11 protein-coding genes are annotated in these 12,157 nt (G+C 60.6%); 1 reads left to right on the top strand and 10 read right to left on the bottom strand.

Features of this window, described 5'->3' with window-relative positions; all coding sequences use genetic code 11:
* Positions 1 to 103: 103 nt before the first annotated feature.
* The 10 genes from E4O97_RS14350 to E4O97_RS14305 all read right to left on the bottom strand — a co-directional run bounded on the left by E4O97_RS14350 (position 104) and on the right by E4O97_RS14305 (position 9,838).
* The gene (locus E4O97_RS14350; RefSeq protein ID WP_216091764.1) at positions 104 to 1,228 is read right to left on the bottom strand and encodes an IS481 family transposase; all 1,125 of its coding nucleotides are present in this window, start codon (positions 1,226 to 1,228) and stop codon (positions 104 to 106) included.
* Positions 1,229 to 1,477: 249 nt separating this feature from the next.
* Entirely contained in the window at positions 1,478 to 2,542 is a 1,065-nt protein-coding gene (locus E4O97_RS14345; protein ID WP_005786630.1) for an AI-2E family transporter, read from the bottom strand.
* Between the two features lie 72 nt (positions 2,543 to 2,614).
* Positions 2,615 to 3,433, bottom strand: a complete 819-nt coding sequence (locus E4O97_RS14340; protein WP_148852271.1) for a DUF4892 domain-containing protein — start codon at positions 3,431 to 3,433, stop codon at positions 2,615 to 2,617.
* A gap of 102 nt (positions 3,434 to 3,535) precedes the next feature.
* On the bottom strand, positions 3,536 to 4,390 hold the full coding sequence (locus tag E4O97_RS14335; RefSeq protein ID WP_216090967.1) for an alpha/beta fold hydrolase: 855 nt from the start codon (positions 4,388 to 4,390) through the stop codon (positions 3,536 to 3,538).
* Positions 4,387 to 5,190 (bottom strand): alpha/beta hydrolase, encoded by an 804-nt coding sequence (locus tag E4O97_RS14330; RefSeq protein WP_078820737.1) that lies wholly within the window; start codon positions 5,188 to 5,190, stop codon positions 4,387 to 4,389. The genes E4O97_RS14335 and E4O97_RS14330 overlap by 4 nt, the downstream gene beginning before the upstream one ends.
* A 97-nt stretch (positions 5,191 to 5,287) precedes the next feature.
* Positions 5,288 to 5,731: a hotdog fold thioesterase gene (locus E4O97_RS14325; RefSeq protein WP_078820736.1), complete on the bottom strand. Its 444-nt coding sequence runs from the start codon at positions 5,729 to 5,731 to the stop codon at positions 5,288 to 5,290.
* 30 nt (positions 5,732 to 5,761) lie between these two features.
* Complete coding sequence (locus tag E4O97_RS14320) at positions 5,762 to 7,411, bottom strand: AMP-binding protein (protein WP_078820735.1); 1,650 nt, start codon at positions 7,409 to 7,411, stop codon at positions 5,762 to 5,764.
* 591 nt (positions 7,412 to 8,002) lie between these two features.
* A complete protein-coding gene (gene sixA, locus E4O97_RS14315; RefSeq protein WP_032877082.1) occupies positions 8,003 to 8,458 on the bottom strand; it encodes a phosphohistidine phosphatase SixA in 456 nt (151 codons plus the stop codon).
* Complete coding sequence (locus E4O97_RS14310) at positions 8,455 to 8,802, bottom strand: DUF4389 domain-containing protein (protein ID WP_032877083.1); 348 nt, start codon at positions 8,800 to 8,802, stop codon at positions 8,455 to 8,457. The genes sixA and E4O97_RS14310 overlap by 4 nt, the downstream gene beginning before the upstream one ends.
* Before the next feature lie 10 nt (positions 8,803 to 8,812).
* Positions 8,813 to 9,838 carry an NAD(P)H-dependent glycerol-3-phosphate dehydrogenase gene (locus E4O97_RS14305; protein WP_005786614.1) on the bottom strand — a complete coding sequence of 342 codons (1,026 nt, stop codon included), beginning with the start codon at positions 9,836 to 9,838 and terminating at the stop codon, positions 8,813 to 8,815.
* Between the two features lie 195 nt (positions 9,839 to 10,033).
* On the opposite strand from E4O97_RS14305, the gene E4O97_RS14300 reads away from it, so the two are divergent.
* Entirely contained in the window at positions 10,034 to 12,157 is a 2,124-nt protein-coding gene (locus E4O97_RS14300; RefSeq protein ID WP_005786612.1) for a TonB-dependent receptor, read from the top strand.

Genomic DNA, 12,157 nt, shown 5'->3' with positions numbered 1-12,157 from the left:
CGAGGTGCCGAGTGGTGGGGCAAGAGCCCTTTGGTTACTTTGGGGCTCTTTTTGTATAGACCGGACACATGGTGGACACATGTGCGGGGACATGGTTGACACATTATGGGCCATAGTCAGGTTTGCTCAGGTCGATCGTTCTTAGAAAGTGATGGCAGAAGTAAACATCAAAGAGACCGTCTTTTTCAGGGTTAGGTCGTATTCCGATGTGATGACCATTCAGGCCCTTGGCGATGCTGAAATAGCGTTTCTGAAAACGAAATCGGCTGTGATACGCCTTGATCGACACATCATCCGGCCCGTACTCGAAGGGTGATAACTGCTGCGGGTAAGCCCAAGGGCTGGACCGATACCGGTCCATGGGCACCTTGTAGTCCAGTGCTTGATGAGGACGCTGCAGGTTATAAACCTCACGCCACTGATCAAATGCGGTTTGAGCCTCCTTGATCGTGGAAAATTGCCGTCCATTAAGCACCTCTGCCTTGAGTGATCGATGAAAGCGCTCGATCTTTCCGTTGGTTTGAGGGTGATAGGGGCGACTGAAACTGATCCGGATTCCCAAGCTAATCAACCAGATACTTAACTCTGTGATTTCACCGGGGTTGCGCGGCGATCCCCATGGAGGACCGTTATCAACATTGATACGAGCGGGCAATCCGAAGCGTTGGAATACCTCAATCATCTTCTCCTTCACTGTGCCCCCGCGTTCGTTATCACACGCCTGAATAGCTAAATTGAATCGCGAGTGATCATCCAACAAGGTCAGGGGATGGCATCGACCTTCTTGAGTTGCGAAATGCCCTTTGAAGTCCATCTGCCAAAGGTCGTTAGGCGCATCGTGTTCAAATCTCAGCTTTGCTTCCTGTTCCTTCTGAACGGGCTGAATCAGGTCGTGTCGGTGCAGCACGTTAGTTACTGTGCTGGGAGCAATTTGCTTTTTCAAGATGCTGCTGATTGTGCGTCCGCCCCAGGCCGGATGTTCCTGCCTGAGCGCTACGACCTCCGCCTCCAGGGCCGCATTGGTCAGTTTGGGACTGGTAGCTGGTTTTCGGGACTTTTCTTGCAGCCCCGACTGCCCTTGCATCTCGTATCGTTTGAGCCATTTATAGGCCGTTTGCGGGCTGATGCCGAAGCGTCGACACAGTTCTCTTTTATTACTGCCGGGCTGCCGTGCTAAGGCAACGAACTCTTCTTTCAGGCTCATGGTATCTCTCGTGTTCCAAGGCATGATGGCTTTCCGGCGAAATTGGCTCGCCGAAAAGTGTCCACCATGTCCCCGCACACCCGTCAACCATGTGTCCGGTCCGTACACGCTTTTCAAAAGTGACCCGCTGTAAAAGCGGAACCAATATCAGCCGTTACCCAAATAACGGATATGTACTCAGTCGGATCCAGCATCCTGGCCGGCCCTGAGGCCGCCATCGGGAGCAAGCCCCCTCCCACAGGTGCCGCGTCACATCACATCCTGATGCCTACCTCAATTACACGGCTTGTCGTCACGACGCACTTGCGCCTGGGTAGCGCTCCAGTCCGTCAACAGGCTGTACGCCACCGCCAGCAGCGTCGGCCCGATAAACAGCCCGATAAAGCCAAAGGCGATCAACCCCCCAAACACCCCCAGCAGCACAATCACCAACGGCAGGTTACCGCCACGACTGATCAGATACGGCTTGAGCACGTTGTCCACACCGCTGATCACAAACGTACCCCATACCCCCAGGAACACCGCATAGGTGTAGTCACCCTTCCACGCCAGCCAGGCCGTGGCCGGAATCCACACCAGCGGCGGGCCCATGGGGATCAGGCTGAGCAGGAAGGTAACAATACCCAGCACCAGCGCACCCGGCACGCCGGCGATCAGGAAGCCGATCAGCGCCAGCAAGGCCTGGGCCGCCGCAGTGCCGATCACACCATTGACCACCCGCTGCACCGTACCGGCCACCAGCTCGATGTAATAGCCGGCACGTTCACCGATCAGCCGTTCCAGCAGACGGTGCACAAACATCGCCAGGCGCGGCCCATCACGGTAGAAAAAGAACACGAAGACCAGGCTCAGGGTCAGCTCAAGAATACCGCCGCCAATTTGCGCACTGCGTGCCAGCAACCAGTTGCCGACCTGGCCGAGGTACGGCTTGATGCTGACCATCAGCGCCGCGCCTTGTTGGTCAATGCTGTCCCACATCGCCACCAGGCGCTCGCCGACGAACGGGATCGAGCCCAACCAGGTCGGCGCCTCGGGCAAGCCGTCGACCTGAATGTCTTTAATCAGCGCCACCGCATCGCGCACATGGTCGGCCAGGTTGAACCCCAGCCATACCAGCGGCACCGCCACCAGCAGCATCCAGCCCAAGGTCAGGATGCCGGCGGCCAGAGACTCCCGCCCGCCCAGCCAGCGAGTGAGCAAACGCATCAGCGGCCAACTGGCAAACGCCAGCACCGCGCCCCAGAACAGCGCCGACCAGAACGGCGCCATGACCCAGAAGCTGGCGCCAAACAGCACCAGCAGCAGGATTTGCACCAGCAGGCGATCGTTATTGAGCATCGGGTATCTCGAGAATAAGGCTGTAGGAAGAGAGCTTAGGCGAACGGCACGGGTCCGTTCGCCTTGTAATGGTCAGCGTATCAGATGCAGGTGCAAACCCTTAGCGTCACCGCTGCCGGTTTCCAGGCGTGCGGCGCGTACGCCCTTGTCGACCAGGGCCTGGCGCCAGGCCTCGGCTTTCGGGCCGGTCAGGCTCACGCGCAAGGTGGTATCAAGGTTCAACCCACGGGAAATCAAGGTCAGCCAGGTGTCATCAGGCTCGGCGGCCAATGCAGGGAGATCCAGCTCGCCCGTGCTTTTGAGCTCTCGCAGCAGGGTGGCCGAGGTGGGTAGCAGATCGCCCAAGGGCGCGCTGGCATCGAGTTGCTCCACATGCAGGTAAGCGCGTCGGTTGCCGCGAGTAATGCCGTACAGCGCGACCAGCGAGTTGTTCTGCGGGGCGGCCAGGCGCAGTAGCAGGTATTCCTGCTGGCCGTCGGCCCCCACCAGCTTGGCGTTGCCGAACACTTCATTGGCCCACAGGCTGCTCTCGCCGCAATCGCGGGCCTGGCACCAGAACAACAGCTGCGCGCCCTTGGCCTGCAAAGCTTCGCGCGTTGCAGTAAAGGCGGCGCTGGAGCTGTGCTCCGCGGGCAATTCATAGGTGATTGCAGTGGCCTGGCCGCGCGCGGTGGCCTGGCCTTCGTAACGCAACTGGCCGCTGATCTTGCGGATCGCGCCCATGGGGTAGATGCGTTCCTTCTCTTCAGCGGGGCGATAGTCGACAATTTGCGCGTCAACCTGGCGGGACACGGCAGGTAAATCCTGGCTGCCTGGCACATCGGCGGCAAACACCAGGGGGCTGAAACAGCAAAGGCCAAGGGCACGGATACATCCTTTACCCAGGCTCATCGGATCGATAGGCCCTGGCCAATGGAGGTCACAGCGATGTTGAGTGTGTTCATGGTTGACTCCCTTTCAATCCGCCCAGCCTCGGCAGTTGACCCCGCCAAGTCAAGGCGTGGAGAAGAACCGATTGAAACAGTCTGCAACAAGAGCGGCGCCGGACTCATCATTCAGGTGCAAATGATGGCCACCTGGCAGCGTAGTAACGCTGAAGGGTAGCTGAGAAAGCAATTCGGCATGTTTCGCCAACATGCCGTCAGCCGCCACCACCAACTGCGCCGGGCAACTGACGCGACGCACAAAAGCCATGGCCTGTTCATCGGTCAGACGCATCGGCGATGCCAGGGTCAGGCGACTGTCGCTGCGCCAGGTGTAACCGTCCGGTACCGGCATCAAACCGCGCTGGGCCAGCAGTTGCGCCGCTTCACGACTGACCGCCACCACGCCCTTCATTCGCGCTTCAACCGCTTTTTCGAGGGTGTTGTAGACTGGCTTGCGCTTGTCCTGCAGGTTCAGTTGCGCCTGCAAGGCCATGCCCAGACGCTCGGCTGCATTCTCGCCGCTGGCGGTCGGCGGGATCACACCGTCGATCAAACCCAGGTGCGTCACTCGCTCCGGCAGCGCCCCGGCCAACACCAGCGAGACGATGGCGCCCAGGGAGTGGCCAAGTAATGCAAAACGTTTCAACCCCAGTTGTTCGGCCACCTGCAGCACGTCGTAGACATAATCCCACAAGGCGTAACCGGCGCCTGCCGGGCGATGGGCCGAATGCCCGTGCCCAGCCATATCCAGAGCGATGATGCGCAACCCGTGCAGCTTCGGCGCCAGGCGCGCAAAACTGTTGGCGTTGTCCAGCCAGCCATGCAGGGCAATCACTGGCAGGCCATCCTCGGGCCCGAACAGGTGCGCGGCCAATTCGATATGCCCCAGGCTCAGGCGAACCTCTTCGACCGGTGTACTCATGCGCAACTGCGCTCGCGGGCTTGCCAGCGGGCGAACAGGTTCTTGATCAAGGCAGCCGTGTCCTGGGGGCGTTCGAGGGGGAACATATGACCGCCTGGCATAGTGAGCATTTCGCCCATGGGCAAGCGGCCGACGCCGCTGGCATGGTGACGCATGACCACTCGGCTCTGGCGACCACGCACCACGGCCAGTGGCACTTTCAGCTGGCGTACCTGGCCCGGGCTGGTGTGCGGCACGCCCCGGTAGATGCTGATTTCGGTGGCCGGGTCGAAGCGCAGGCGCAGGCGGTCGCCGACTTGCTGCAAGCCATGCTCCAAATACGCGTCAAAGCATTCGGGGTCGAAGCCACGAAACAGGGTTTTGCCGGCGAAGTAGCTGCGTGCGGTGTCCAGGTCGGTGAATTCTTCACGCCGGCCAAGGGTACGTCCTGCCGGTGTCAGTCGATCGATAAAACCAAAGCGCTTGGCGGCGCGGATCACCCAGCGGTCGGCACGGGTGAGCACCGGCGAATCCAACATCACCACGCCACGGTACAACTGCGGGCAACGCATGGCCGCGTACAAATGCAGCACGCCACCGAGGGAATGGCCGACGCCCCACACGGGTTCCGGCTGTTGCTCAAGGTGGTGGATCAACTCGTCCACCAGGTTCTGCCAGTTATCATCCACCGGGAACCTGGGGTCGTGACCGTGCTGGGGCAGATGCGCCACCGTATATTCCGGGGCCAGCGCGGCAAACAGCTTGCCGTAGGTGGCCGAAGGGAAGCCATTGGCGTGGGTAAAAAACACGTGCTGCGACATACAGGTTCCATCGATAAAAACAGAGGTTGATTGTCACCATACCGGCCGCCTACAGCAATGACTGTAACTGCCAGGAATGATGACACTCACGCCACGCCTATCGTGCCGGCGGGTTTTCGCCCAGCGGCACCACGGCCATGGTCAGGCGCGAGACGCAACTGGCCTTGCCATCATCGCTGCTCAGGCGGATATCCCATACCTGTGTAGTGCGCCCGATATGAATGGCCTTGGCCACCGCCGTCACCCGCCCGCTGCGCACGCCACGCAGGTGGTTGGCATTGACCTCAAGGCCCACGCAATAAAACTTGCTGGCGTCGATGCACAGGTAAGCAGCCATGGAGCCGACGCTCTCGGCCAACACCACCGAGGCGCCACCATGCAGCAGGCCGTAGGGCTGATGGGTGCGGTGATCGACCACCATGCTGGCAGTGAGGGAGTGCTCGTCGAAGCTTTCGAAACGAATATCGAGCAACTCACCGATGGTGTTTTTCTGGATCGCGTTGAGTTGTTCGATATTCGGTTGGGTGCGCCACAGGCTCATAGGGTTGTCCTTGTTGGTTTTATTACGATCCTAATCCTGCCACAGAACGGTTTCAGCGCGCTCGCTCCAAGTGTGCAAATGTGGCCCGTACGTCGACTCGATCACGTTGCGCTTGATCTTCAAGGTCGGCGTGAGAAAGCCGTTTTCCACCGCCCAGTTGTCTTTCACCACCACCAATTGGCGCAAGCGCTCATGTTTATCCAGCCCGGCGTTGACCTGTGCCAGCCAGTGGTCAAGGTGGGTTTCAAGCGTTTGGCGGGCTTGGCCCTGTGCCGACAACACGCATAGCCCGATCGGTGCGCCAAGCCCCTCGCCGACTACACACACCTGTTCGATGCGTGCATGTTCGGCCAGGCGATTTTCAATCGGCGCCGGGGCCACGTATTTGCCTTTGCTGGTCTTGAAAATCTCCTTGAGGCGCCCGGTCAAGCGCAGACGACCGTCTGCGTCCTGCTCACCCTTGTCGCCGGTACGCAGGAAGCCATCTTCGGTAAGGGTCTCAGCGGTTTTTTGCGGGTCCTTGAAGTAGCCCAGCATGGTCGCGTCGCTGCGTACCTGCACTTCGCCTGATGGGTCGATGCGCACTTCTACGCCTGGGCAGGGCAGGCCAATCCAACCCAGCGTCTGTGCACCGGGGCGGCATACATGGGAATAGCCGCAGTTTTCGCTCATGCCGTACACCTCCAGCACGTCCAGGCCAAGGCGCTGATACCAACCCAGCAACGCCTCGGGCACGGGTGCCGCACCGGACAGGGCAATACGCAGTGCATCCAGCCCCAGTCCCGCGAGCACTTTATGACCGACGCGCTTGCCGATAAAAGGCAGGCGTAACAGGGTGTCGAGGCGTTTTTCCGGGATCTTGGCGTAGACACCCAACTGGAACCTGGTCCAGATACGTGGCACGCCAAACAAGGCCGTCGGCCGTGCCCTGCGCAAATCTTGCAGGAAGGTATCCAGGTTTTGCGCAAAAAATACGGTTTGCCCGGTGTAGATCGCCGCCATTTCCACAAACATGCGTTCGGCGACGTGGCACAGCGGCAGGTAGGACAGCAACCGATCGCCCTCCCCCAGGCCGAACAACTCGGTGCCGCGGGTGGCAGCGAAGCCCAGTGCCCCGAACGTTTGCATCACACCCTTCGGCAAACCGGTCGTCCCGGAGGTGTAGACGATGGTGGCCAGTGTCGAGCCAAGGGGTTCGGGGTGGTCCTGGATCGGTGAGCAGGCTTGCAGGTCCGCCCAGCTGAAATCGAACGTCCCCGCCGGGCACAGCGGCAGGCTAATGGTTGGCACACCCGCTGGCACACCCGGCGCCATTGCCGGCCAGTCATCGAGCTTGCCGATCAACGCCAACGCCGCCTCGGAATGGGTCAGCACATGGGCGACAGAGTCAGCGGTGAGGTTGGGATAAAGCGGCACCGAAACGTGCCCGGCCATCCAGATCGCCAGGTCGGCGATGATCCAGTGTGCGCAGTTTTTCGAGATCAGGGCGATGTGCGAACCTTGGGGCAAGTCACGTGCACGCAACCAGTGGGCAGCGCACCGGGCCTGGTGGCCGACATCGCCCCAGGTGAGGGTCTGCACCTCGCCACCGTCAATGGGCTGCACCAGAAAAACCTTACGCGGGTGCCGCGCTTCACGCTCGAAGAAGACCTGCAACGGCAAACGAAAAGCGACAGGCATGGGACGCGCTCCTTTGTGATCCGAGATACAGCCAACCAAGCACTTGCTTGGCTGACTGTATAGCACACACAAAGCCAACCATTTCTCAGGGAACACAGAACAGCCAACCGTAACCACGATGCGAAGCGAGCCGCTCTTGCTCTTGATCTGCTTTTGATCTCAGGCGCCCCGTCAAACCACGCTGGCCGGAATTCGACAGGGATTTGGGGGGTAAACCGGCAGGGATGCCGGTTTTAGCCGCCCCGCGCCATGGATGGCGCGTGGCGGCGGCCCCCCAAATCCATGGCGATTACGGGCACACCGAGCCTAAGCGAGGTGCCGAGTGGTGGGGCAAGAGCGCTTTGGTTACTTTCGCCTGGGCCGGCATTCCGGCTTTTCGAAAGTGACCCGCTGTAAGAGCGGAACCAATATCAGCCGTTACCGCAGCAATGGATATGTACTCGGTCTGATCCAAGCCCCCCGTCGGCTACAAGGCCGCCTTCGCGAGCAAGCCCGCTCCCACAGTTGGATCATGGAGTGTCGGGCAGACAAGCGTCGATTGGCAGGTCGTCACGGGAGCAAGCTCCCTCGCCACAGGCCCAGCGTCGCCCCTTATGCCTCGGGATTCTTCACCCCCACCAGACTCATCAAACCCGCCAGCGGAAAATCCCCCTCAAGCTCCGCCAGGCTGGCCGTATACATCGGCTGTGGCTGGCGCTGATGCCCATGCTGCAAAAAGCTGATCAAACTGCCCACCAAAGGCTGATGGCTGACCAGCAACACGTTGTCATCAGTATCAAGTTCCCTCAGCACCTGCTGAACATCACCATCAGGCGTCAGCCACGGCACCGTGCGCACATCCGGCTCGAACCCCAAAACTCCGCGCACCAATTGAGCCGTCTGCTGCGCCCGCACATAAGGGCTGGCGATGATGGCACTGAGAGGCTGCCCGATCAGGTGCGCAGCGCTGAGCAATACTTCGGCACGGCCATGCTCGGTAAGATTGCGTTCAGCGTCCGTGCGGGCGTGCACCTGGGCCTCCCCGTGGCGCAAAACCCACAACTTCATAGCTTTGGCTCTTCATCACGCACCGGGTGCGGTGCTGGCGGCACGCTGTGGGCGGCTTCGCCTTCGGGTGCACGCGGGGCTGGCCAATCGGCAAACGGCCAAGGCTTTTGGTCGGTGTGGAAGCTACCGAAGCGGCCGATCTGCGCCAGGAACTGGCTGAGGCTATCGCCAAAATTCATCAGGCCCAGGTTCGGCGCACCGTAGACAAGCCGGTAAATCAATTGCACCACCACCAACGCGCCGAGCAGCAATTGCGCCACCTGCCACACCAGCGCAAACGCCAGCATCCACAGAATGCGCAAGGCAATCGACTCATATTTGGGGGCTGCTTTCGGATCGTTCATGGCGCGTTCCTCAGTTGAAACCACTGGTAGAAATAAAGTCGACATCGGTCTTGGGCTCGGCCCGCATCAACAACTCGATGACCTGCTCCAAGGTGCGCCCTTCGAACAGGATCGCGTGCAAACCGGCGACCAGCGGCATATACACCCCCACTTCCTGGGCCTTGGCCTTCAATACCTTGAGGGTGTTGACCCCTTCGGCCACTTCACCCAGACGCGTCACAGCGTCTTCCAGGCTCAGCCCTTGGCCCAGGGCAAAACCTACCTGATAGTTGCGGCTTTTGGGCGATGAGCAGGTGACGATCAAGTCACCCACGCCCGCAAGGCCCAGGAACGTCATCGGGTTGGCACCCTGGTTCACCGCAAAGCGGGTCATCTCGGCCAGCGCACGGGTGATCAGCATACTCTTGGTGTTTTCACCCATGCCCAAGGCGACGGCCATGCCGGCAATGATCGCGTAGACGTTTTTCAGCGCCCCGCCCAACTCGACACCAAAGCGATCGGCGCTGGCGTAGACCCGGAAGGTGCGGCCATGCAGCACGGCCTGTACCTGCTCACACAAGGCGTCGTCTTCACTGGCAACCACCGTGGCGGTCAAGGCGTGTTCGGCCACCTCCCGCGCCAGGTTCGGGCCGGACAGCACGCCAATGCGGGCCAGTGGGGCAATCTCGGTGAGGATTTCACTCATCAGTTTGAAGGTCTGGGCCTCAATGCCTTTGGTCAGGCTGACCAGCAACTTGCCTGCCAGGCGCTCGGCGTGCGGCGCCAGCACTGAGCGCAACGCACTGGAGGGCAGCGCGACGAAGCACAGGTCGCACGCAGTGAGCGTTTCCAGCAGGTCGGTAACCGGTTCGACAGCTGGATGAATCTTGATGCCTTTAAGGTAACGGGGGTTTTCCCGGTGCACGCGAATGGCTTCAGCCTGCTCGGGGTCGCGCATCCACTGACGCACGGCGTGGCCGTTCTCGGCCAGCAGGTTAGCCACGGCGGTGCCAAAACTTCCGCCTCCCAGGACCGCAATAGGGCGCTGTTGAGTCATATGCAATCCGTTAATCCATACCAATGGCGATGGCGGCATTATACGGGCCGCCCGGCTTGCGGCCAGCCCCCGTATCAATTCGCGCACTTGTCGGAAAATGCCACGTTTGTACGAAGTAATTGCAAGTCCGACGACTGGCAAATAGCCCCACCTCAGTTAACATGGGCGGCTATCCGTCATTAACAAGGCCGTGCCGTGTACCTGGGCCCTCCTCCTCGCTCATCTCTATGGTTGATGCTGTTGTGCAGCGTACCTGCCCTGGCTGACGATCTGTTTCTCGACAGCCAGCCGCTGCCGCAGGTGTTGACCGCCACGCGCCTCAAGCAATCGGCCGCCGCCGTGCCCGGCAGCATGACGGTGATCGACAGTGAGCTGATCAAGGCCAGCGGCGCCCGGGACATCGCCGAACTGCTGCGCCTGGTGCCCGGGATGATGGTCGGCTATACCACCGGCAACCAGGCGTCGGTCAACTACCACGGCACCAGCGCCAGTGATGCGCGGCGGATGCAGGTGCTGATCGACGGGCGTTCGGTGTACCGCGCCGGCCTGGCCACGGTGGACTGGAGCGATATCCCGGTGGCCATGGAAGATATCGAACGCATTGAGGTATTTCGCGGCCCCAATACCGTCAGCTATGGAGCCAATGCACTGATGGCGGTGGTCAATATCCTCACCCGTTCCCCCGCCAACAGCCAGGGCTCGCGGGTGAAGGTCACCCGCGGCGAACGGGGGATCAACGACTTCTATGCCAGCCAGGGCGTGGGTTGGGAAACCGGCGATTTGCGCTTATCCCTGTCCGGGCAACAGGACGACGGTTTTGACAGCGACGCGGTCGGCGCCGACCGCCGTGACGGTCGCCGTCTCAACCGTTTCAGCCTGGCAGTGAGCCAGACGCTGAACGCGCAACAAAGTATCGACTGGCAACTCAATGCCAAGGAAGGCACCAATCAGCGCCCTTATACCTACACCCCGGTGTTTGACGGGATCAGCGAAGGCGGCAGCAATTCCGATGTTGTCGCCAAGGACTACGCTGGCTCTTTGCGCTGGAATTTCGACTTCAATCCCGATCACAGTCTGTATATCCAGGGTTCAGCCCAGCAATGGGACCGCCGACAGGTCTGGAAAGCCTGTGATGCCAAGGTCTCGTTCAGCCCGCAGCTGACCCAGTTGTGGCAACTGAACCCCAACTATGCCGAACTGTTGGCGCGGCACATGGACACCTACAGCCAAGGCTCTCCACCCCCGGGAAGCGCCGCCGAGCAGGCATTGGCCAACCAGGTGCTGGATCAATGGAAAAACCACGGCGGCAAGGACACCGTCTGCGGCGATATCGACCAAAGCACCCGCGAAAGCCGCTACGACGTGGAGATCCAGGACACCTTCAGCCTCTCCGACAGCTTGCGCCTGGTCAGCGGCATCAACTATCGCTATGACCGCGCCGACTCGGACACCTACTTCAATGGAACCCTGGACGACACCACCTGGCGCCTGTTCGGGCATCTGGAATGGCGGGCCAGCGAACACTGGCTGCTGCAGGGTGGCGCCATGTACGAAGACAGTCACCTGAGCGGCGACTCACTGACGCCGCGTGTGGCGGTCAATTACCTGATCAACCCGCGTCACGGGTTGCGGGCGGTTTACTCCGAGGCGATCCGCTCGCCGGATATGTTCGAGAACAACGTCAATTGGAGCTACCGCGTCAACAACCTCAGCTCCCCGGCCTACGGACAAAACTCCGGGCAATATTTTGTCGTGACGCGCGGCCCTGGCGACCTCGACAAAGAGTTGATGCGCTCCCGAGAACTGGGCTACAACGGGTTCTTTGCCGACCTGGGGCTGAATGTCGACGTGAAGCTGTTCTATGACGAAATCACCGACATGATCAGCTCGCCGCTGCGCAACAACCAATACATCGCCAGCAACGCCAACAGCTCGCGCTTTACCGGTGCCGAATCACAGTTCGACTGGCGCATGAGCAACACCGACCGCCTGCGCCTGACCTACGCCTATGTCGACGCTACTTCCAGCAACCCACGGGACAAGGCGCAAACCGCGCGCAACAGCGGCTCGGCCGGTTGGCTGCGCGAGTGGGGCCAGGGGTGGTCCAGCGCCCTGTTCTACTATGGCGACGACGCTCTTAACCAGTATCGCTTCCAACGGGTCGACCTGCGGGTAGCCAAACGCATTGCCGTGGGCAAAACCAATGTGGAGCTGGCCGGCATGTTGCAGCAACGCCTTGATGACCAGCCCACCACCTGGGCCGACAATAATTACGACCATCGTCACGTTCTCTACTTCAGCGCCGAGCTGGACTTCTGA

Source organism: Pseudomonas sp. W15Feb34, from assembly GCF_023127765.1.
GTDB lineage: Bacteria > Pseudomonadota > Gammaproteobacteria > Pseudomonadales > Pseudomonadaceae > Aquipseudomonas > Aquipseudomonas synxantha_A.
Note: the sequence above shows the minus strand (reverse complement) of the source record. Positions and strands in the feature narration are given on the sequence as shown.